At 62.0% G+C, this 21250-nt stretch carries 22 protein-coding genes and 1 other RNA gene; 14 read left to right on the top strand and 9 right to left on the bottom strand.

All coding sequences use genetic code 11. The features are described 5' to 3' along the window. The first annotated feature begins 4 nt into the window (after window positions 1–4). The gene (locus VLU25_01185; protein ID HSR66529.1) at window positions 5–1588 is read left to right on the top strand and encodes a GWxTD domain-containing protein; all 1584 of its coding nucleotides are present in this window, start codon (window positions 5–7) and stop codon (window positions 1586–1588) included. A gap of 212 nt (window positions 1589–1800) precedes the next feature. On the opposite strand, the gene VLU25_01180 is transcribed toward VLU25_01185, so the two are convergent. Further along, window positions 1801–2625 (bottom strand): HDOD domain-containing protein, encoded by an 825-nt coding sequence (locus VLU25_01180; GenBank protein ID HSR66528.1) that lies wholly within the window; start codon window positions 2623–2625, stop codon window positions 1801–1803. A gap of 343 nt (window positions 2626–2968) precedes the next feature. Here VLU25_01180 and VLU25_01175 point away from each other — a divergent pair, with 343 nt between their 5' ends. Beyond that, on the top strand, window positions 2969–3259 hold the full coding sequence (locus tag VLU25_01175) for a hypothetical protein (protein ID HSR66527.1): 291 nt from the start codon (window positions 2969–2971) through the stop codon (window positions 3257–3259). Here the strand turns inward: VLU25_01175 and VLU25_01170 are convergent. The 6 genes from VLU25_01170 to ruvX all read right to left on the bottom strand — a co-directional run bounded on the left by VLU25_01170 (window position 3234) and on the right by ruvX (window position 9914). Continuing rightward, complete coding sequence (locus tag VLU25_01170) at window positions 3234–5072, bottom strand: ABC transporter ATP-binding protein (protein ID HSR66526.1); 1839 nt, start codon at window positions 5070–5072, stop codon at window positions 3234–3236. The two genes, VLU25_01175 and VLU25_01170, sit on opposite strands and share 26 nt — an antisense overlap. After that, window positions 5069–6832, bottom strand: coding sequence for an ABC transporter ATP-binding protein (locus VLU25_01165; GenBank protein HSR66525.1), 1764 nt, complete (start codon window positions 6830–6832; stop codon window positions 5069–5071). The genes VLU25_01170 and VLU25_01165 overlap by 4 nt, the downstream gene beginning before the upstream one ends. 29 nt (window positions 6833–6861) lie before the next feature. Then, window positions 6862–7626, bottom strand: coding sequence for an FxLYD domain-containing protein (locus VLU25_01160; protein HSR66524.1), 765 nt, complete (start codon window positions 7624–7626; stop codon window positions 6862–6864). 18 nt (window positions 7627–7644) lie between these two features. Continuing rightward, window positions 7645–8253 (bottom strand): hypothetical protein, encoded by a 609-nt coding sequence (locus VLU25_01155; protein ID HSR66523.1) that lies wholly within the window; start codon window positions 8251–8253, stop codon window positions 7645–7647. A 99-nt stretch (window positions 8254–8352) separates the two neighbouring features. Next, window positions 8353–9438 (bottom strand): endolytic transglycosylase MltG, encoded by a 1086-nt coding sequence (gene mltG / locus VLU25_01150; GenBank protein HSR66522.1) that lies wholly within the window; start codon window positions 9436–9438, stop codon window positions 8353–8355. Continuing rightward, entirely contained in the window at window positions 9435–9914 is a 480-nt protein-coding gene (ruvX, locus tag VLU25_01145) for a Holliday junction resolvase RuvX (GenBank protein ID HSR66521.1), read from the bottom strand. The genes mltG and ruvX overlap by 4 nt, the downstream gene beginning before the upstream one ends. Window positions 9915–9964: 50 nt before the next feature. On the opposite strand from ruvX, the gene VLU25_01140 reads away from it, so the two are divergent. The 11 genes from VLU25_01140 to VLU25_01090 all read left to right on the top strand — a co-directional run bounded on the left by VLU25_01140 (window position 9965) and on the right by VLU25_01090 (window position 17795). Then, complete coding sequence (locus VLU25_01140) at window positions 9965–11224, top strand: S41 family peptidase (GenBank protein ID HSR66520.1); 1260 nt, start codon at window positions 9965–9967, stop codon at window positions 11222–11224. Window positions 11225–11298: 74 nt separating this feature from the next. Next, window positions 11299–11571: an HU family DNA-binding protein gene (locus VLU25_01135; GenBank protein ID HSR66519.1), complete on the top strand. Its 273-nt coding sequence runs from the start codon at window positions 11299–11301 to the stop codon at window positions 11569–11571. A 231-nt stretch (window positions 11572–11802) separates the two neighbouring features. After that, window positions 11803–12351 carry a translation initiation factor IF-3 gene (gene infC, locus VLU25_01130; protein ID HSR66518.1) on the top strand — a complete coding sequence of 183 codons (549 nt, stop codon included), beginning with the start codon at window positions 11803–11805 and terminating at the stop codon, window positions 12349–12351. 42 nt (window positions 12352–12393) lie between these two features. Further along, window positions 12394–12588 (top strand): 50S ribosomal protein L35, encoded by a 195-nt coding sequence (rpmI, locus tag VLU25_01125; protein HSR66517.1) that lies wholly within the window; start codon window positions 12394–12396, stop codon window positions 12586–12588. A gap of 15 nt (window positions 12589–12603) precedes the next feature. Continuing rightward, entirely contained in the window at window positions 12604–12966 is a 363-nt protein-coding gene (rplT, locus tag VLU25_01120; protein ID HSR66516.1) for a 50S ribosomal protein L20, read from the top strand. Between the two features lie 263 nt (window positions 12967–13229). Beyond that, on the top strand, window positions 13230–13502 hold the full coding sequence (gene zapB / locus VLU25_01115; GenBank protein ID HSR66515.1) for a cell division protein ZapB: 273 nt from the start codon (window positions 13230–13232) through the stop codon (window positions 13500–13502). 7 nt (window positions 13503–13509) lie between these two features. Beyond that, window positions 13510–13803 (top strand): cell division protein ZapA, encoded by a 294-nt coding sequence (zapA, locus tag VLU25_01110; protein ID HSR66514.1) that lies wholly within the window; start codon window positions 13510–13512, stop codon window positions 13801–13803. Window positions 13804–13841: 38 nt separating this feature from the next. Beyond that, window positions 13842–14018: non-coding RNA, 6S RNA (gene ssrS / locus VLU25_01105), on the top strand. A 55-nt stretch (window positions 14019–14073) separates the two neighbouring features. Continuing rightward, window positions 14074–15630, top strand: coding sequence for a ribonuclease Y (rny, locus tag VLU25_01100; protein ID HSR66513.1), 1557 nt, complete (start codon window positions 14074–14076; stop codon window positions 15628–15630). A gap of 10 nt (window positions 15631–15640) precedes the next feature. After that, complete coding sequence (locus VLU25_01095; GenBank protein HSR66512.1) at window positions 15641–16423, top strand: TIGR00282 family metallophosphoesterase; 783 nt, start codon at window positions 15641–15643, stop codon at window positions 16421–16423. 46 nt (window positions 16424–16469) lie between these two features. Further along, the gene (locus tag VLU25_01090) at window positions 16470–17795 is read left to right on the top strand and encodes a solute carrier family 23 protein (GenBank protein ID HSR66511.1); all 1326 of its coding nucleotides are present in this window, start codon (window positions 16470–16472) and stop codon (window positions 17793–17795) included. A 19-nt stretch (window positions 17796–17814) separates the two neighbouring features. Here the strand turns inward: VLU25_01090 and VLU25_01085 are convergent, their stop codons facing one another. Together VLU25_01085 and VLU25_01080 are read right to left on the bottom strand one after the other, a co-directional pair. Further along, a complete protein-coding gene (locus VLU25_01085; GenBank protein HSR66510.1) occupies window positions 17815–18258 on the bottom strand; it encodes a hypothetical protein in 444 nt (147 codons plus the stop codon). 168 nt (window positions 18259–18426) lie between these two features. Further along, the gene (locus VLU25_01080; GenBank protein ID HSR66509.1) at window positions 18427–19641 is read right to left on the bottom strand and encodes an FtsX-like permease family protein; all 1215 of its coding nucleotides are present in this window, start codon (window positions 19639–19641) and stop codon (window positions 18427–18429) included. A gap of 527 nt (window positions 19642–20168) precedes the next feature. Between VLU25_01080 and VLU25_01075 the strand changes: the two genes are divergently transcribed. Beyond that, window positions 20169–21107, top strand: coding sequence for a hypothetical protein (locus VLU25_01075; protein HSR66508.1), 939 nt, complete (start codon window positions 20169–20171; stop codon window positions 21105–21107). Window positions 21108–21250 lie beyond the last annotated feature (143 nt).

The raw sequence follows: 21250 nt of genomic DNA, 5'->3' as shown, positions 1-21250 counted from the left end.
CATCGTGAAATCCATCCGTCTGGCACTGGCTTCTTCGTTCTTCATCCCTTGCCTGCTCTGCCCGCTTTCGGCTCAGGACGCGGCGGAAAAGGGGCAGTTCAAGAAATGGCTGGAGCGCGAGGTGGTGTGGATTATCTCCGAGAAAGAAAAAGAGGAATTCAAAAGCCTCCAGGGCAAAGAGGAGAAGCAGGCCTTCATCGCGCGGTTCTGGCAGCGCCGCGACCCCAGCCCTTCCACCCCGCGAAACGAGTACAAGGAAGAGCACTACCGGCGCTGGATCTTCGCCCAGCAGCACTTTTCGGAAGGCGTGCCCGGCTGGAAGAGCGACCGCGGACGCGTCTATATCATCCACGGCCCTCCGGACGGCGAATACTTCCACCAGGCCCGCAACGTAATCAGTGCCGATCAGCAACTCGAGTCCACCGAACGCAGCCCCGACAGCATCGTCTGGGTCTACCACCAACTGCCCCTGGCCAAGCACTTCAGGGGAGAAATGCGGGTAGTCTTCCAGCGGGCCGGCGGACTTACCCGTCAGAACTTCGTGCTGGGCGAATCGCAGACCGCCCAGGAAAAGGCCGACACCCTGGAGCGCAAGTTCTTTCCCGCCTCCAACCCCAATTGGATGGAAGCCGACGTGCGCTACCGCCTGACCATGGCGGGTCCGCCGGGCGTCATCAACGCGCGCGGCGCCGAATTGCCCACCTCGGGGACGGGCGACTTCGCCAAGCACGTGGCCGATCTCTTCCGTTCACCCGGCCAACTGCTGGAAGAGGAAGAAGAGGAACGCCGGCGTCGCATCCAGTCGCAGGACAGCATCAAGAAAGACATCGCCGCCAACGTCACCTTCGATTCCCTGCGGGTCGATCTCTCCTGGGAAAGCTATTTCCTGCCCCAGCAAGAATGGATGCTGCCGCTCACCGTCCAATTCCCGGTGCAAGGCCTGAAGGGACAGAGGGTCGACATCTACACTTCGCTGCTGGACGAGCAAGGCAGAATCTTCGATGAGTTCATCGACTCGCTGGAGATCCCCCAGGACTACCCGCTGGAAAACGTCGAATACGGCAACCGCTTCCTGGCCCCGGCCGGACACTACACTTTGCGCACGGTGCTGCGCGAGGTCGAGTCGCAGAGCAGCGGCACGGCCCTGCTAGAAGTCGACTTGCAGCAGCGCAGCCCCTCCAAGGTGGCTTTCGGGTCGGTGCTGGTCACCAACCGCGTGGAAGTGGGCTCCCCCGACCAGCCCCTGCCCTCAGACTCGGAGCTGGTCTACCAAGGCGTGCGGCTGCTGCCCATGAGGACTTCTCAGTTCGGCAGCGACTCTCACCTTTACCTTTACTTTCAGTACTGGGTGCCCGAACAACAGGACTGCCGGGTGGTGCTGGCCGCCAGCTTCATTCATGAAGGACAGATCATCAAGCGCATCCAGCCCACCGAGCTTCCCGGCTCCGCCCAAAGCGGACGCGACTGGGGCACGGTCATTCCTCTGCAGGGATTCGAGCCGGGACAGTACGTGCTTCAGCTCCAGTTGATGGATCTCGAGGCCAAGAGCAACGACTTCCACCGCCTCCGTTTCCAGGTCGGCTCCTAGGGCCACTAGGGCCACTAGGTGGCCAACAAGTTCACACACGAATCAAGTTTCAGCGACCGCGCTGAGGGCCTATTTGCTCTCGGCGGTATGAGGCTGCTCGCTACGGCCACTAGGTGGCCAACAAGTTCACACACGTGTCAACCATCAGTGACCGCGGTTAAGGCCCAATTGCCTCTCGGCGGTATGAGGCTGCTCGCTACTTATAGCTAAAACTAAAACAGTTCCTGGTCTTGCAGCCCCGGACGCACCGCCTCCAGCAGTTGCTCCGCCTCCTCCCCGCTCAACTTGAGCATCGAGACCGCTTCGCAATCGCTCAGGTCGAGATCGGGATTGCGTTCCGGCCCCACGCCCAGACGCACGCAGAGGGTGTTGGCCAAGCTGACGATGGCGCACAGGCGGGCGTCGATCTGGGCATACTCGGGCTGGTGATGGAGGCGCACCGCCTCCTGCAGAACAGGGGCGAAATTCCAGCGGTTGAGCACGTAAGCCCCCACCTCGGTATGGTTGAAATCCAGATAGTGATTCTCAGCCTCCAGGAAGGTCATGCCGTCGTTGTAGACGGCCTGAAGCACGTTTTGATAACGGCCCGGCAGATTATGGTCGAGCACCGTCTTGCCGATATCGTGCAGAAGCCCCCCCACGAAGGCCTCTTCAGGCTCGCTGTGGTTGAAACGCCGGGCCAGCAGGCGCGATATCAGGGCCACACCCAGCGCATGGTTCCACATCAACCGGTCCTTGAGGCTGCCGCTCCGGTAAAGCGACTCGCTGGAAGCCGCCACCACCAGCGACTGAAGCGTCTTCATGCCCAGGATGACGATGGCCCGTGAAAGAGTGGTGATGGTACCGCGCACCCCATAGAGGGCCGAGTTGGACAGTTTGAGGACGCGGGCCGCCAGAGCCGGGTCGCGGGCCACCACCTTCTCCAGGTCCGAAGCCCCCGCATTGGGATCCTTGACCATGCGCATGACCTCCCAAGCCACCGCCGGAAAAGGCGGCAGGTCGCGCAAGGCCTTGGCCATGATTTCTCTTCGTTGCACCGCAATCACCCTTCGGCCGCCACCAGGCGGCAGCTTGCCATTTCTCTCATCGGCTCCGATGCGAATTTGTTTAGCATCTCCGTGCCCGCCAGTGGCGGGACGGGATGGCTCCCAGCGGCATAGGCCGGGATGAAAGGCGCCCCGGGAGAAGCCGCCGTCTCTCTACCCCGAGTCAGTCCTTAGTGTTAATATAAAGACTCGTTACAGGGGAGTATCCGGAATCTACCGGGTAGATTTGGGGCTTATTGACTCTGACCAAGAGTTAGTCGTCGTTTACCTGAGCAAATATGCCGTAAACGGCGATGCAAAGGACATTGATGCATCCAAACAGGGTGACTCGTTTATGCTTAGATTCAAGGTAAGAAGGTCTGCCAGCGTTTACGACCGCGGGCTGGGCAGCGGCCAGATTTGGGTGGCCGACCCCGAGGGAATCGCGTATTCCGCCGAGGAAGCCGAGGAAGTGGAAGGCCAATCGGCTCACCCGGTACGCTGGCGCGTGGCCTGGGACGACCCTTGGGACGACATCGAGGCGTTCTGGCTGCCCGACGAACGCAAGTTCTTCGTGGACGACATCATGAGGCTGGAAGAGGGCGAATCGGTGATGTTCTTCATGCCCGATCAAGGCAAGAAATAGCCGTGTCCCGCCGGGAGTCTCTTAACTGATCTTTGTACTGCAACTGATAAAGCTTGTGGTAAAGACCGCGTTCAGCCAGCAGTTCTTGATGAGTGCCTGATTCCCGGATGCGCCCTTTATGCAGCACGATGATTCGGTCGCTGGTCTGAATGGTGGAAAGCCGGTGGGCCACCACCAGCGAAGTCCGTCCCTGCATCAAACGGTCGAGGGCGTCCTGGATGAGCAGTTCCGTCTCGGTGTCGATGGACGAGGTGGCTTCGTCCAGGATCAGCAGGCGTGGATCGCGGGCCAGAGCCCGGGCGAAGGCCAGCAACTGCCTCTGACCCACGGACAGCGACGCCCCTCTTTCCGCTACCCGGCTTTCATATCCCTGGGCCAGCTCTTCGATGAAAGGCTGGGCATGCACCTGGCGGGCCGCCCGGCGGACGCTCTCCGGGGCGGGGGCGGGATGGCGGCGGCTCGACCATAGGCTGATGTTCTGGGCCACCGTGCCGCTGAAGAGAAAGACGTCCTGCAAGACGACGGCCATCTGCCGCCTCAAGGCCCCCGAGTCCCATTCCCTCACATCCACCCCGTCCACCAGAATGCGGCCCTGCTGGATGTCGTAGAAGCGGCTCAGCAGAGAGATGATGGTGGATTTGCCCGAACCCGTGGCTCCCACGATGGCCACCCTCTCTCCGGCACCCACCTTGAAGCTGACCCGCTTGAGGACGGGATGTCCCGGCTTGTAGGCGAAGGTGACGTCGCGAAACTCGATCTCTCCGCGCACCGGGCCCGAGGGAAGGTAAGGCCGTTGGGCCGGCGGGATCTCAGGCTCCTGGTCGAGCAGCTTGAAGATGCGCTCGGAACTGGCCATGGCGCTCTGCAGAATCCCGAACTTCTCGCTCAAGTCGCTGATGGGACGGTAAAAGCGGTCGGCGTACTGGATGAAGGCCACCACCGCCCCCAGCGTCAGCGCCCCTTCCATCACCTGCAATCCGCCGTACCACAAGATCAGGGCCACCGCCAGAGCGCCGATCAAATTGACGGCCGGATAAAAGACGGCGTAGTAGAAGATGGAGTCGAGGAAGGCGTCGCGATGCCCCTGGTTGCGGCGGCGGAACTCTTGGAACTGGCGTTCTTTCTGGCCGAAGACCTGGACCACCGCCATGCCCGTCACGTTCTCCTGCATAAAGGCGTTGATGCCGGCGATGGCGGTTCGGACCCGGCGGAAGGCGCCCCGCACCTTGATCTTGAAAACAGCCGTGGCCGCCACCAGCAGCGGAATGACGGCGAAGCTGACCAGCGCCAGCTTCCAGTTGATCCAGAGCATGGCGGCCACGATGAAGACCAGGGTGAAGATGTCGCCGAAGATCTTGATCACGCCCGAGGTGAAGAGTTCATTGAGGACGTCGACGTCGGTGGTGGCGCGGGTGATCAGCCTTCCCACCGGATTCTTGTCGAAGAAAGCCAGGTGGAGGCGCTGGAAATGGCCGAAGATCTGCATCCTCAGGTCGTACATGATGCGCTGGCCGGTCCAGTTCATGAGGTAGGCTTGGGCGTAGGCGGTCACGAACTGCAGCAGCAGGATGCCCGCGTAAATCAGGGCCAGCCCACGCAGTCCCCTCCAATCCCGGGCGGCGATGTAGTCGTCGATGCCCACCTTCATCAGGTAGGGCCCCAGGACCTGCAGTCCGGCCACCGCCAGCAAGAGGGCGATGGAGCAGGCCACCTGCGGCCCGTAGGGCTTGAGATAGCCGAACATGCGCCGGGCCAGGCGGGAATCGTAGATCTTGCCCAGCGCTTCTTCGTCGTGGTAGTGCTTGGACTTCATCCCGCCTCCAGCTCTTCCTGAAGAAGCTGCTTCTCGTAGAGGGCGGCATAGTATCCGCCCAGCTCCATCAGTTCCTCATGGTTGCCCCGCTCCACGATCCGGCCCCGGTCCAGCACCAGGATCTGGTCGGCCCGGCTGACGGTGGAGATGCGGTGCGAGATGAGCAAGGCCGTGCGTCCCTGCAACTCCTTTCCCAGGCTGCCCAGGATGCGCTCTTCGGTCTCGGTGTCGACGGCCGAAAGGGCGTCGTCGAGGATGAGAATTCGGGGGTCGACCAGCAGGGCGCGGCTGATGGCTACCCGCTGCTTCTGCCCGCCCGAGAGGGTGATGCCCCGCTCTCCCACGAAGGTCTCGAATCCCTCGGGAAAGTCCTCGATATCCCGGCGCACGTTGCTCACCTCTGCGGCCCGGCGGATTTCTTCCAAATCGGCCTGAGGCGCGCCGAAGGCGATGTTGCGGGCCACCGTGTCGGAGAACAGGAACGTCTCCTGGGGCACGTAGCCGATGGCGCCCCGCAACTGGCTGAGGGGAATCGAATTGATGTCGCGTCCGTCGATCTTGATGACGCCGTCGGGCAGCGGGTGGAGGCGGCACAGCAGCGAAGCCAGCGTCGACTTGCCGCTGCCGGTGCGTCCCACTACGGCCAGCGTGCGTCCGGCTTCAACCTTGAAGGAAAGGCCGCTGAGCACCGGCGTCCCGTTGTAGGAGAAGCTCAGCCCGTCCACCTCGATGGCGCCCTCGATGCCGGCCAGGGGACGGGTGTCGACGTCGCGCACGGCGGGCTGGGTCTGGAGCACCTCGTTGATGCGTCCCATCGAGGCCGCCCCGCGCTCGAAGATGTTCATCACCCAGCCCAAGGCGATGACGGGCCAACTGAGCATCATGATGTAGCTCATGAAGGCCGCGAAGTCGCCCAGGCTGAGGGCTCCCGCGATGACCTTGCCTCCCCCGTACCAGAGCAGGCCCACCATCGAGAGGCCCAGCAGCATGCTCAAAAGCGGATTGTAGGCGCCGGAAAGGCGCACCAGCCTCATGTTGCGGTCGAAGTACTCCTGGTTGGCCTCCTGGAAGCGGTCCAGGAAGGCCTGCTCCTGGTTGTAGGCCTTGACCACCCGCACGCCCGCCAGGTTCTCCTGCACCAGCGTGGTCAAATCAGAAAACTGGGACTGGATCTTTTCGAAGCGCTCGTGGATGCGCTGGCCGAAGAACTTGACCGCCAAGGTCACTCCGGCCAGCGGAATGAGTACCAGCAGCGCCAGCCTCCAATTCAGGTAGAGGAGCAGCGAAATGACGGTGAGAAAAGTGAAGAAGGTGTTGAGCGAATACATCACCGCCGGTCCCAGCACCGAGCGCACGGCGTTCAGGTCGTTGGTGGCGCGGGCCATGATGTCGCCCGTGCTGCGGCTTTGATAAAAATCGCCCGAGAGTTCCTGCAAGTGGCGGAAGAGGCCGTTGCGCAAATCGAACTCCACATGGCGCGAGACTCCGATGAGTATCCTGCGCATGGCGAAGCGGAACACTCCCTCCACCAGGCTGGCCGCCAGGATCAAGCCGGCGTAGAAGCCCAACAGGCTGAGGCTGATGCTCTGGGTCAGGTGATCGATGCCCAGCTTGAGAATCCAGGGACTGGCGGCGGCCGCGATGTTGGTGAGCATGACCATGCAGGCCCCCGCCAGCATGGGGCGGCGATAGGGCCGCAAAAAGGGCAGCAAGTGCCCCAAATGGCGGATGCGTTCGGGAATGCGCGGCGATCTGCTCATGATCGGGAAGAGGAGACAACGGGCCTGGCCTAGAGATCGGGCCGTGAGGGGGAGTCCTGCTCGGGAGCCGGCTCTTGAGGCGCGGCCTGCTGAGCCGCCGGAGCCTCGTCCTGACCTTGATCATCTTCAACGTCCTGGGGCTCCCGTTCGCTTTCATCGGGCAACTGGGGATCGCGCACGTCGAATCCCCTCATGTGAGGGAGGATGCCTTCGCTTCCCACGAAAACGATGTCGTAGCCGTAGAGGTTGGCCGGCTCCTTGCGGTAAGCCACCTTGAACTCGCCGGCCTCGCCGGGGGGCAGCGGCAGCGGATCGATGTAGGCCTGCACTTCGTCCAGCACCCGCTCGTCGATCCCGTAGACCTGCACGACAGCCGCCAACTGTTCGATCGGCTCCTCGGTCTGGTTGTAGACTTCGCCCCGCAACTCGAATCCCTTGGACAGCCTCTTCTGCGTCAGTTGAGTCAGCCGCAGCGGCTGGAGGCGCCAGGACTCGCTGTTGGCGAAGTTTTCCATCAGCGGAAGCGGCGCCAGGGTCAAAACCAGAAAGGCCGCCAGCGCCGCCGCGAAGGCCACGATCAGCGAGCGGAAAACGGCCGACAGGTCCTGCGACGAGGCCTGCAGGACAGCCGACTGCGGACCTTCACCGGCCTCCTCGGCCAGCCGGCGCAGCTTCAGCTTGTGCTGTCTGGAACGGAAGGCCGAGATGGCCACGGCCAGGCAGAATACCCCCAGGAAGATCCATAGCGAATAACGCAGGGCCGTGTCGAGAATAGTGATTGCTTGCTCGGTCATGATCCTCGTCAAGAGTCCTCAGCGCGGCGGCCGCTCGGGGCTGGCGATGGTGGGAACGCGGTCTTCCGGACGCGGGACGTAGGACGGATCGTGCTCCCAGAATCCCTTCTTGGGCTCTTCCAACTGAAAGTCGGACCCGAAGAGCCGCTGGCCGAAGGCGTTCAACAACTGGGTTTCCAGCCGTCCGTTGCTTTGAATCTCGACCCAGCTTTCCTGCCCCAGAAATTCACGCTTGAGGGCTTCGATGTCGACATCGACGGTCACCACCGATTCGCGTTCCGCGATCAGTTCGATCTTGACCACGTACTGGTAGCGGACCTGTTTCCAGGTGGCGTCGCGCAGACGCACCGGGACTCCGATCTTGGCGATGTGGCTCTCCGTCAGGGGACCGTCGATATAGTCCCGCTTGCTGGTGATGATCTGGCCGCTGACCTTGTCGGAATCCTGCACGTCCACGGGCATGTCTTCGCGGACGGTCTCCAGCATGCCCTCCCAGGCGGCCTCAAAAGGAATGAAGAGCCGCAGCGGAGGCGGCAGGCGGTGCTTCTTGCGCCCCTGCGCCCCCAGGGCGACCGCCGTCGCCGTCACCAGCAGGGCTGCGACGACGAGAATTTTTTTTCGCTTCAAAATGGTCTCCATAGGCTTGCCCTTACAGTCTAGCTCATTAGACGCTTGCTTTCCCGCAGCGTTTCATCGGCCCTCCCTGAAAGGCGCTTTGGCCCCCGGTCAGGGCCGCTGAAAGCGCTCCACGGCCCGCTGGTGCTGACGGTAGGTGCGGGAGAAGACGTGGCTTCCGTCGTTGCGGGCCACGAAGAAAAGAAAGTCGGTGTCGGCCGGGTTGAGGGCGGCGTCGATTGAGGCCAAGCCGGCATTGGCGATGGGTCCGGGAGGGAGTCCCGGGTAGAGATAGGTGTTGTAAGGGGAGTCGATGCGCAGGTCGCTGAGGTGGATGATTCCGTCGTAGAGGCCTTGACGTTTGACGGCGTAGACCACCGTGGGATCGCAGTCCAGCTTGATGTTCTGGCGCAGGCGGTTGTGGAAGACCGAAGAGATGAGCCGCCGCTCGTCGGCCCGGGCGGCTTCTTCCTCGATCAGCGAGGCCAACGTGAGGACTTCGCGCAGGCTCATTCCCAGGGAACGGGCTCGGGCCTGCCTCTGCTCATTCCAGATCCGGCGGGTACGATCCACCATGGTCTTGAGCACCTGGCGGGGCGTGGCGGAACGGGGGAAAAAGTAGGTGTCGGGAAAAACGTAGCCCTCCAGGTCCTGGGCCCGAGCGTCCAGGTCGGCGATCCAGGCCGGGTCCTGAAGCAACTGCAGAAGAGCGTCCCGCCTTCCCCATTCCTGAGCTGCCAGGTCGCGGGCGATCTCCTGCAGGTCGAGCCCCTCCCTCACCACTGCCCGGTGATAGTGGATGTCGCCGCTGCGCAGCTTCTCGGCCACTTGGGCCAGGCTGAGGGGACGGTCGAAGAGGTATTCCCCCGCCTTGAGGTCGGAAGCCGAGGCCCTCAGGCGCACGTAGAGGCGAAAAAGCAGGGCCGAGGAGACGACTTGCTCCTCTTCCAGGCGTGAAGCGATGCGTTCCAGCGAGTAGCCGCGGGGGATCTCCACCAGGCGCCGTCCCGAGCCGTAGGGTTCGTTCCAGCGTGAAACCAGCCACAGCAGTCCCGCCGACAGCGCCAGCGCCAGCGCCACCATCATCCAGGCGGCCATGAACCAGCGAGGACGTGCCAGGCGGGCGGGCGGAGTGGAGGGAGATGTGGAAGGGCCGGACTTGCCGCCTTGCTCGAATGGCTGGCCTTGCTCGCTCATGGTTGCTCAGGGCCGGCGGAGGGAGGCTCCACCGGTCCCTCCTCAAAATACCATTGCAGGATCACGGCAGCGGCGAACTCGTCGCGGCGCCCGCGGCGTTCTCGGGGAGGAACGCCGGCCTGGGCCATCAGATGTTCGGCTTCCTTGCTGGAAAGGCGCTCCTCGGCCCACTTCAGGGGCAGTCCGCTGAGGCGGGCGGCTTGGCGGGCCAGGGGAAGGATGTGCTCCAGAACCGAGCTGGGGCGGCCATGCAGGTGCCGGGGGCGTCCCACCACCAGTTCGGCCGCTTGCTCGCGGCGAGCCAGGCGGGCGATGCGGCGGGCGTCCTCCTCCAGGTCCGAAGTGCGGCGCAAGGTGGTCAGCGGACGGGCTGTCAGGCGCAGCGGATCGCTGATGGCCACCCCCACTCTCTTGCTCCCCACATCCAGCCCCAAACAACGTCCGGGCGGGGTTTCACCTTGTTGCCAGGGGCCCATTTCAGATATACTTCTCCTTCTCTTTGGGAGAAAGGAAGGCGCCCTTCGTGATGGTTCGAATCAAGCTTGTCATCGTCTTGCTCTCGGCTCTGATCGTCGCATACGGCTTTATCGGCGGCGTGATGGATACCGCCGCCCTCAGCAACGACGTCTATCAGGACCTGTCCATCTTCATGGACATTCTGCACAAAATACGCGACGAGTACGTGGAGCGGCCCGACATGGACCGGGCCATCAAAGGCGCCCTGCAGGGAATGGTCGAGTCGTTAGACCCCTTCTCCAGCTTCGTCGACAGCCAGACCTACCAGGAGCTGGCGGGCCGGCGCACAAGCGATGCCGCCTCGCCCGGCTTGATTCTCTCCAAGCGCTTCGGCTACGTTTACGTGGTGTCGGTGCTGGCTGGATCTCCCGCCGAGGCTCAAGGGCTGCGGACCGCCGACATGGTGGAGTCGATCGAAGGTCAGTCCACCACCACCATGAGCCTGTGGGAGGCCGAAAGCCGGCTCATGGGCGAGCCTGACAGCCAAGTGGAGGTGCGCGTCATACGCGCCCGCCGCACCCAGCCCACGCTGCTGGTGCTGGAGCGCCGCCGGACGCCCCTGCAGGAAGCCTCGTCCCGCATGCTGGAAGACGGCATCGGATTGCTCGCCATTTCTCACTTCAACGAGGGCATCGCCGACTCCGTTGCTCAACATCTCGAAGAGCTTCAGTCCTCGGGACTGAGAGGACTGCTCATCGACGTGCGGGGAAACGCTTTGGGCGATTTGGAGGAAGCCGTCAAAACCGCCTCCCACTTTCTCCCCGGGCAAACCCTGGCCGCCACCCTCAGAGCGCGCTCAGGCGATGAGGAAGAACTGAAGACGCAAGGCCAACCGCTGCTCCCCGACCTGCCGGTTCTGATCCTGATCGACCACGGCACCAGCGGAGCCGCCGAGGTCTTCACCGCCGCACTCCACGACCAAAACCGGGCCGAAACCCTGGGGGAACGGACAAATGGTCAGGGGGGCGTGCAAGAATCGTTTCGCCTGCAGGACGGATCTCGGCTGATTCTCTCTACTCAGAGGGTGTTTCGGCCTTCGGGAGAACCGGTGCAGGCTGAGGGGCCTAGGGATTCCGGCGTGGCGCCCGATTTGAGGTGGCCCGAGCAGGACTTCCAGACCACTTTCTACTATGATAACGTCCCTGAAGACGGCTCGCAGGAACTTGGCGACGAATACTATCGCCGCTTGGCTGAAGCCATCGAGGAGGAACAATTCAGGAAAGCGGTGGAGAAAATTCGGGAACGCCTCTTGAACAAAAAGGCCGCGTGATCTACCATATGGGCTTTTTCCCGGCCCGTAAGCGAATGGGAAGAGTTTTTCAGAATCGTTTTTAAGGAGGAGTGATGAATAAAGCAGAACTAGTCGATGCGATCGCCAACGATGCAGGGATCAGCAAGTCGCAGGCCCAGAGCGCGCTGGACGCGGCCCTGGAGCACGTGCAGAACGCCCTCAAAGGCGGTGACAAGGTCACCTTGGTGGGATTTGGAACGTTCTCCACCTCGCATCGCGACGCCCGCACCGGACGCAACCCGCAAACCGGAAAAGAAATCCAGATTCCGGCCAAGACGGTGGTCAAATTCACCGCGGGCAAAGCCCTCAAAGAGGCCGTCCAGTAAACGGGATCGAGTTTCTGACCCAGTTTTTGACTGCAACACCGGCAACCCTCCCGGCGGTTTCGGGGAGGCGATGGAAAAAATCGCTCCCCTGCCGCAGGTGAATGTGGTTGCCGGTCGTTTTTGTGTTATCATCGGCGGCTCTGAGCCGTTTGATGCAACGTGTAAAGCGGACGCTCCCTTCGTCGGTTCGGACGGGCTGCATCCGTGCAACGGAGAGACGACAGGCAGGATTTGAGAAAATATTCGGGAAGGCGCGGAAGGTCGGGGCCTCGAGTTCGAGTCAACCGGCAAATTCGAGCCCGCGAGATCCGGGCTATTGACAGCGACGGGACTCAACTGGGGATTATGCATCCCAAGGATGCTTACAAGATCGCCCAAGACAAGGGGCTCGACCTGGTGGAAGTGGCCCCTAACGCCAATCCGCCCGTTTGCCGCATTCTGGACTACGGCAAATACATGTACCAGCAGAGCAAGCGGGCTCAGGAGGCCAAGAAGCACCAGAAGCAAATGCAGGTCAAAGAGGTCAAGTTCAGACCTAAGACCGACCAGCACGATTACGATTTTAAGAAAAAGCACATCATCCGCTTCATCGAGGACGAGAACAAGGTCAAAGCCACCATCATGTTCCGGGGCCGCGAGGTCACCCATCCCGAGGCCGGACGCGACATCCTGGAACAGCTCAAGGAAGAACTCGCCGACCTCGTCGAAGTCGAGCGCGAGCCCAAGCTGGAAGGCTACAACATGACCATGATGCTGATTCCCAAGAAGAAAAAAGAATAGCCCGTCCCCGCCGACGGGTCTCTGGAAAGATCGGCCATAGACATGAAACAGAAGACCAAGAAATCAGCCGCCAAGCGCTTCAAACTCACCGGCACCGGCAAGATCAAGCGCCACAGCAGCCACGCCAGCCATATCCTGACCAAGAAAAGCCCCAAGCGCAAACGCAAGCTGCGCCAGTCGAAGCTTGTAGCCCCGGGCGACCAGAAACGCGTGCTGCGGATGCTGAAATTGAAATAGACGAGGTGTATCGAAATGCCTAGGGTTAGACGTGGAAACCGGCGGCTTAAGCGCCGCAAGAAAATCCTCAAGCAGGCGAAAGGCTACTGGGGAACCAAGAGCAAGCTGCACCAGGCCGCCAAAGAGCAGGTCATGCGCAGCCTGGCCTTCGCCTATCGGGACCGGCGCCAGAAGAAACGCAACTTCCGCCGCCTCTGGATCATGCGCATCAACGCTGCGGCTCGTCTGCATGACCTTTCCTACAGCCAGTTCATGCACGGCCTCAAACTGGCAGAGTCGGAACTCGACCGCAAAATGCTGGCTGATCTGGCGGCCCGCGACCCGGAGGGGTTCGCGGCCGTGGCCGAGACCGTGAAGAAGGCTCTCGATTCCCGATAGGCCCCACACTCGCCAACCGCTTTGCAAAGGGCGGGATGGAGGTTGCGCACCTTCATCCCGCCCTTTATCTTTGGCTTGACATCCCTTCCCTATGGGTTACAATGAAATGCGTTGCGATGCCGTCAGGCATTCAGCGCCCTCATTGATCTCTGCAAGTCAGCCTTTCCCAATTGTCATTCGGATTCAGTTTGCCCGAAGGTTTGGTGCGGCGGAAGTCCGTTGCCCGCCTTCCGGCGGCGCGGATCGAAGCGGGGGGGAGATCGATGGCTCGGGAGGCCCTCAAGCGGTTGGATGATGCGGTGACAGCCGCCGCCAACGACTTGAGACGCCTGCGCCGCGAAAACCAGTCCCTGCGCCTGCAGGTCGCCGATCTGCGGGAAGAACTGGCGCAACTGAGATCCGACCAGGAAGAAATCCGCCGGCTGGTGGAGCGCTACAGGTCTCAAAGGGCTCACGTGCGCTCCCGCCTGGCCGGACTTTTAGAGAAAATTGCCGGCTTGCAGAGGCCGGCCGATAAATCGACTCTGCAGGTGTAAGCGAAGCATGCAGGACGGAAAGGCTCCGATTACGGCGGTTAAGATCTACGGACAGACGTACCACGTACGCAGCGACGATCCCGACCATGTGCGCCGGCTGGCGCAGGTCTTGGACGAAAGAATGAAGGAAGTATCGCGCCAGACGCCCACCGTAGATTCTCTCAAGGTGGCCGTTTTGGCGGCCCTCAACATCGTCGACGGGCACCTTTCCCTTCAGCGCCAGCTCGAATCGTTGCGCCGCCACGTCGGGCGCGAGTCAGACCGCATGGCCGATACGCTGGAGGCGGCGCGGGGTCTTTGAACTGGCCTCCTGCGATCCGATAGACTAGAAGCGGGGTCGCCCCCCTGCGATGTTCGTGATGGTGAACGAGAATTGAGCCAACACTCAATTATCGGGAACTCGGGTCCGTCAGCCATGTGCGGAATCCCCCGCGGGAATCCCCTACGGCGGACGGCAGGGTACCCACCTGCTAAGGCAGGTTCATTTCCGTAGCCACACGGCGGAGCGGGGAGGCGATATCCCTCCCCTCATGCAGACGCTCACACCTGTCGGGGTCAGGAGTTCGACCCTATGGACCCGCAAGTGATTGGCTTGGCCGTCGTCGCCGCCGTCGCTATTGCCGTCTGGCTGCTGCTTCGGGTCTTCTACATCAACCAGAGAGTCCGCGAGGCCGAGGAAAAGCGGCAGCAGGCCGAAAAAGCCGCCCAGCAAGAAGCCGAACGCCTCAAGAAAGAACGCCTGCTGGAAGCCCGCGACCAGATCCTGCAATGGCGCACCGAAGCCGAAAACGAGATCCAAGAGCGGCGCCGCGAGAACTCCCGCACCGAGGAAAAGCTTACGGAGCGCCGCGACCGCCTGCAGGAACAAGAAGAACAACTGCGCAACCGCAACCAGGAGTTCGAGGAGTGGTCGCGCGGCCTGCGCCAGCGCGAAGAACTCATCCGCGATCAGGAAAAAGAGGCCCAGGAACTGCTGCAGCAGCGTAACCAAGCCCTGGAAGACGTCTCGGGGATGACCTCCGAGGAGGCCAAGAAGGCGCTCTTGACGGCGGTGGAATCGAACGCCTCCCACGAAGCCGCCTTGATCGCCAAGCGCATCGAAGATCAGGCCCGCGAGAACGCCGAGAAAGAGGCCCGCAAAATCATCGCCCAGGCCATTCAGCGCTGCGCCCCCGAACAGGCTGTGGAATCCTCGGTCTCGGTGGTCGATCTGCCCTCCGACGACATGAAGGGCCGCATCATTGGACGCGAGGGACGCAACATCCGGGCCCTGGAGCAGGCCACCGGCGTCGACCTGATCGTCGACGACACGCCCGAAGCCATCATCCTGTCGGCCTTCGACCCGCTGCGCCGCGAGATCGCCAAAGTCTCCATCGAGACCCTGCTGCGCGACGGACGCATCCACCCCGCCCGCATTGAAGAAGTGGTGACCAAGGTGGAGGACGAGTTCGACGAGAAGCTTTACGAAGAAGGCGAATCGGTGGTCTTCGAGTTGGGCATCCACGACCTGCCGCGCGAGATCGTCCACCTGCTGGGCCGCCTCCGCTACCGCACCAGCTACGGGCAGAACGTCCTCTACCACAGCCGCGAAGTGGCCTATTTGGCCGGCATCATGGCCCGCGAGCTGGAGGCCGACGTGGAAGTCTGCAAGCGGGGCGGACTGCTGCACGACATCGGCAAGGCCGTCGACCGCGACATGGAGGGCACCCACCTGCAATTGGGCGTGCAACTGGCCCGCAAGCACCAGCTCTCCGAGGAGGTCATCCACACCATCGAAGCCCACCACTTCGACGTCGAGTTCCGCAGCGTCGAAGCCGTCATCGTGCAAGCCGCCGACGCCCTCTCCGCCGCCCGTCCGGGAGCCCGCCGCGAAGTGCTGGAGAGCTACGTCAAGCGGCTGGAGAAGCTGGAGGAAATCGCCGTCGGCTTCGAGGGGGTCTCCAAGGCCTTCGCCTTGCAGGCCGGCCGCGAGGTGCGCATCATTGTCGAGAGCAGCAAGGTCAGCGACGATAAAGCCTTCTGGCTGACCAAAGAAATCGCCAAGTGCATTGAACGCGACATCCAGTATCCCGGTCAGATCAAAGTGACCCTGATCCGCGAAACGCGGGTCGTCGACTACGCCCGCTGAGACCCCCCTTATGAAGATACTGTTCATTGGAGATATCGTGGGCCGCCCCGGGCGGCGGGCTCTGCGCGAGCACCTGTCCGCCGTGCAGCAGGACCAGGAGATCGACCTCACCATCGCCAACGTCGAGAACTGCGCCGGAGGCTTCGGCGTACTGCCCAAGCTGGCTGAGCAGATCCTCGCCATGGGCGTCGACGTGATGACCTCGGGCAACCACATCTGGGACAAGAAAGACGTCCTCGACTACATCGGCCAGCAGCCGCTGCTGCTGCGCCCCGGCAATTTCCCCCCCGGCAATCCCGGAGCCTGGAGCGCCGTGGTGGAAAGCAAGAGCGGAGTGCCGGTGGCGGTGGCCAACCTGCAGGGACGCGTCTTCATGGCGCCCATCGACTGTCCCTTCCAGATGGCCGAACGCGAGATCCCCCGCCTCAAGCAGAAGGCCCCGGTGGTCTTTCTCGACTTCCACTGCGAGGCCACCTCCGAGAAGGAGGCCATGGGGTGGTTCCTGGACGGGCAGGTTTCCTGCGTGGTGGGCACCCACACCCACGTGGCCACCGCCGACGCCCGGGTGCTGCCCGGCGGCACCGCCTACGTCACCGACGTGGGCATGACCGGACCCCGCGATGCCATCATCGGAATGAAGATCGAGCCCTCGCTGGCCCGCCTGCGCACCGCCCGCTCCCACCGCTTCGCCGTCGCCAAGGGGGCCGTCATCTTCAACTCGGTAGTGGTCGACGTCGACGAAGAAACCGGCCTGGCCCGCTCCATCCACCGCGTCGACCGCGTCTCTGAATAAGGGCGCGCCTGGACCGGCCTCGTCGCCCCTGCGATAATGGCCGGCCATGGCCGCCCAGCCTTCTCAGCAGCTTCTCTACGGCGTCGATGAGCGTCCGGCCTCGCTCTGGGAAAGCCTGCTCTACGGGTGGCAGCACACGCTGGTCGACATTTCGCCCTTCGTGCTTCCGCTGGGATTGGCGGCGGCGCTGGGTTTCGACGACCTGCAAACGGCCCAATTGATCAGCTTCGGACTGCTGGGGATGGGCCTGGCCACCATCCTTCAAACCACCATCGGCAACCGGCTGCCCATCATCCAGGGACCCTCGGCCACGCTCACCTCCTCGATCATCCCGGTGGCTTCGCAGATGGGGCCTGCCGCCATGTGGGGCGCCGTCTTCGCCGGAGGCCTGGTCGAGGCCGCGCTGGGAGCCTCCCGCCTCCTCTCGCTGCTGCGGCGCTACTTCCCTCCCCTGGTCTCGGGAATCGTGGTCACCGTCATCGGACTCTCGCTGGCGCGGCTGGCGGCCCGCCTCACCCTGGGCGACGGATCGGCTTCCAACTTCGCCTTCGCCGGGGGCGTCCTGGCCCTCATCCTTCTGCTCCAGTTCGGCCCCGGCAAGCAGGGCATTCTCCAGCGCGGAGCCATCTTCTTCTCCATCTGGGCGGTGGGGCTGGGAATCGGTTCCCTGACAGGATCGGTTTCCTGGGACCTGGTGGCCCGACAGCCCTGGCTGCAGCCGCCCCGCCTCTTTCCCTACGGCTTTCCGGGCGGTGGCTGGGAATTCAGCCTGGCCGCCGTCCTGGCCGTGCTGGCGGGATACCTGGGGTCGGTGATGGAATCGGTGGGAGACTATGCCGCCACCTGCACGGTGGCCCAGAAGCGGCTCACCTCGCGCCACATCAACCGCGGCATCTTCAGCGAGGGATTAGGCTGCGCGGCGGTTTCGCTGCTGGGAGGCATGCCCTGCACTTCCTACACCCAGAACGTCGGCATCATCGCCGCTACCGGCGTGGCCAGCCGCCACGTGGTGCGGGTGGCCGCCCTCTTCCTCATCGCCTACGGACTCTGTCCCAAGTTCGGCGCTCTGCTGGTGGCCATCCCCCGCCCGGTGCTGGGAGGCGTCTTCCTGCTGGTCTGCGCCCAGATCGTGCTCTCCGGGCTGAAGCTCCTCAAGAACTCCCTGCAAACGCCCTCCCAGGGCCTGACCGCCGGACTCAGCCTGGTCATCTCCCTCAGCCTCCCCCTCTACACCTTTTCCCCTCCGCCAACCTCCGCCCTCCACTCGGCTCCACTGCTCATCCAACTCACCATCAGCAACCCGGTCGTCCTGGCCGTCACCCTCTCCATCGCCCTAAACCTCCTCCTAACCTCCCGCCCCCGGTCCGAGTAATCCAGACCGGACAGCGAGGTTACTCTCGATCCTGCTGCGGAGCAAAAGAGGTCTTCTTGGTACTGGTGCACTCCGTATTGCAGGCCTCTCCGGTGCAATGGCATTCGCTGCAATTGCCTGCCTGGTCGACCCTGCAACCCGACACGTCGCATCCGTCCCCTGGACAAGAAGCCGTGCAAGTGATCTTGTAGCCATAAATCTGGTCCAGATCGGGGCTATAGACCACGAACTTCTTTGAACTCCTGCTCACCGGGCCTCGGGCGTCATAGGATTGGTAGCTGTGTTCAGGCTCAATTCGGAGAAGAACCAGATTGTCGATGCGGGCGTCCACTTCCTCCTGCGAACCGGAAAAGAAGCTGCCCTCCGGCTCCCCCTCGCCAAGGGAAGCCTTCGCCCGCTGCCATTCTGCCTCTTCGGCGTAACTCGCAGGCATCCAAGCTCCGGCGGCCAAGATGACGGCCAAGCCGAGGAGAACGCCTAATCTGTGGGGATTTGGGACTCGCATAATCTCTCCTTATGAGATTTCGTAACCCGGGGTTATCAGTTGCATGGCTCTGAGGATACTGCGCAGGACTGGGAGAGTCAACCGTTTTTGCCTAAGCGAAACCGCATCAGCCAACCCTGGAGCATATCACTCCGACTTCAGTGTTCTCGCCGGATCGAGACGCAGGGCGCGCCGCAGAGGCAAGTAGGCGGCCAACCCAACCGCCACGGCGAGCAGGCCTAGTGTGATGACGCATACCGCCGGGTCGAGTGCTGAGATCCCGAAAATCTTTCCTTCCAAAAGGCCGGATAGCCAGTATGACAAGATTGCCCCGAGACCCGCCCCGGCGACGAAAATCCAGACGGCGCGCGAGCAGACCAGCCAGCCGATTCGGCCGGCCGAAGCTCCCAGTGCGAGACGTATCCCCAATTCATGGGAGCGTCTGCGGACGCTGCTGATCATACTCGCGAAAAGGCCCGCGCAAGAAAAAAGAAGAGCCGCGGCTGCAACCATTACTGTTGCTTGGGCCAGCAGCCTTTCTTCTGCCAGCAAACTGTTGATCCTGCCTTGCAAGGAACTGCCGTCGTGAGCGGCCAAACCGGGTACCACGACCCCCATCTGCTGCTGTACGAAAGGAAGGATAGCCGAGAGCTTCCGATCGATTTTCAGGATCAATGATGCCTGGGGAGGAGGAAAACCTGCCTGCCCTAGAGGCTCATACAAGACGCTGGAGGTAGACTTTCTCAGGTTCCATATCTGATGGTCGGCCACGACTCCGATGACCTTCACTTCCTGTTGCGATTCCGCGACGTAGAGTACGCGTCCCAGCGCACTGCCGGCCGGCCATAGGCGCTGGGCGGTGGAGCGGTTGATGATCCCGACTCTTTCTCCCTGACTGTATGGCTCGAAAACCTCGGAGTCGCGGAAACTCCGGCCCTCCAGCAGTCCGAGTCCCAAGGTCTCGAAGTACTTGCCGGACACGTGGTTCCGCATAGCAGGCGACTTTCTCGGCTGTTGCTGGTGTCGCTGCTCTTGGGCGAACAAGGTCACCGGGCGCAACGTTTGTTCGAAGGGCGCGATCTCGGCCAGGCTGTGCTGAGCGATTCCAGGTCCCCCGGCCAAGCGGGCGTCGAGGCGCTGATAGGCTCGCAAGATGCTCTCGGCCGACTTTTCAACCAAACCTGGTTCGACTCTGACCGTTGCAACTCCCTCGAAATTCAGTCCGTGGTCGATCTGGGAGTAGTTATAAACCGTCCCGGCGAACAGCGATGCGCCCAGAGTCAAAGTCAGACAGGCGGCGATCTGCAGCCTGAGACAATTCAGGCATGCGTTCCGGAGCCTGGGGAAGAACAGGGGCTTCACTTCGGTGGCCGTCTCGACCCTGGCCCTGCGTGGGCCCCAACGCGGCCATGTTTTCAGTTCTGGATGCGGTCTTGCTCGAACCCCTTCCATCCGCAAGTCCGGCATAGGCCGGTGTTTCTCAGACCCAATTTGGGGTTTCGTCAAAGGCAGACGCTCGGGGGCGCTCTTTGACTCCTAAAAGCGTTTCTGCATTAAATAACAATGCTTGCACAGAAACACTTACCTCAGGCTAGGAAAGATTTTGCTTGACTTTAAGAGAGTGCGGTTATACAGTATGCGCAGTCTCGAAAGCTCAATCGCCGCCCACTTTGTGAGAGTCCGAATTGGACTGCACCTATTAAGGCAACCTCTATCCGAGGGAACGGGAGCGATTAATGCGACTTTGGTTCTTCCCCATCCTGCCGTTGTTCTTGACCAGCAGCCTTATCCTGGCTCAATCTGAGCGCCCTCAGCGTAATCCGGGCAGCCCGGATCAGCGGCCCGCTCAGATCCGCCAATGCATCGAGGTAGCGGATGGGCTGGACAAGGTGCTGCTGACGGCCCAGGGCCATCTACTGGTCGATTGGGCCGATGACCGCGTTGAACTCAGGAGCCAAGCCGGAGAAACGATCTGGATCACGGACTTCAAGGCATTGCCCGGTTTCGAGCGAATCTTCGTGTACGACTTGGCCGAAGAGGCGGACGGCAACTTTCTGGCTGTCGGGGTCGAGAGTACCACTCCGCCTCGAACCGTTCTCTTTCGCGTTTTCGCCACTGCCGGTCAGGCGGCCTTGCTCAACGCAGGCTTCGATGTGGCTCCCGGTTCCCTGATGGTGGCTCCCGGAGGACAGCGCTATCTCCTGGGCCTGTCTGCTGCCAATTTCAATCGTTTAGTCTATCTGTCGGCCACCAAGAGGTTGCCCGCGGATGCCATGTTCGAGGACTTCCTTATCCACGAGCTGGATGCCCAAGGCCGACTTCAATCGTCGATCTTCCGTATCCAGAAATCCATCCGCCGGGGACCGGGCCTTGCGGCGATAGAGAGCCGCCTTAATTCTCATCGCCTCGTCTTCAGCCCTCAGGGGAAAGCCTACATACGCCATCTCCGCGAGCCCTGGATCAGCGAGATGGACTTGGAGTCGGGAACTCGGGGCAAGACGCTGCATTTCGCTGGCGGTGAATTTACCTCCGGCCTCTACATCCCCAGCCTGGAATTTGTCAGTGAAGAGATGTTCAGTGCAACGATCATGAGTCAAGCTGATAGAGGGCTCGTCTTCGAAGTACGCAGTGTCGACTTAAGCACGGGGACAAGCTGGACCCGCTTCAAGGGAGAAGATGGCAGCACGACGCCGGTCAGCGTCGTGCTCGACCGCATCAGCGAGGACGTCCTGGTGATACCGCTGGCCGGCCGCTCGAGGGCCACCGTCGTCAATCAGTATCCCATCCTCGAGTTCAAGCAAATCAGGACAGATCCTTTCTTCCGTTAAGATTCATGTTCTGCAGGTTGGAGGTCACAATGTCTAAAGGACTTTCTGTCTTTGTCATCAGTCTGTCTGCTCTGCTCTTCTTCTCAAGTTATCTTTCTGCGCAGCAGCCCTGCGGTTTGTATCCTTATACGAAACTGGAGGAC

This window comes from Acidobacteriota bacterium (genome assembly GCA_035471785.1).
In the GTDB taxonomy this organism is placed as follows: Bacteria; Acidobacteriota; UBA6911; order RPQK01; family DATIPO01; genus JANQFM01.
This window is presented reverse-complemented; position numbering and strand designations above follow the sequence as displayed.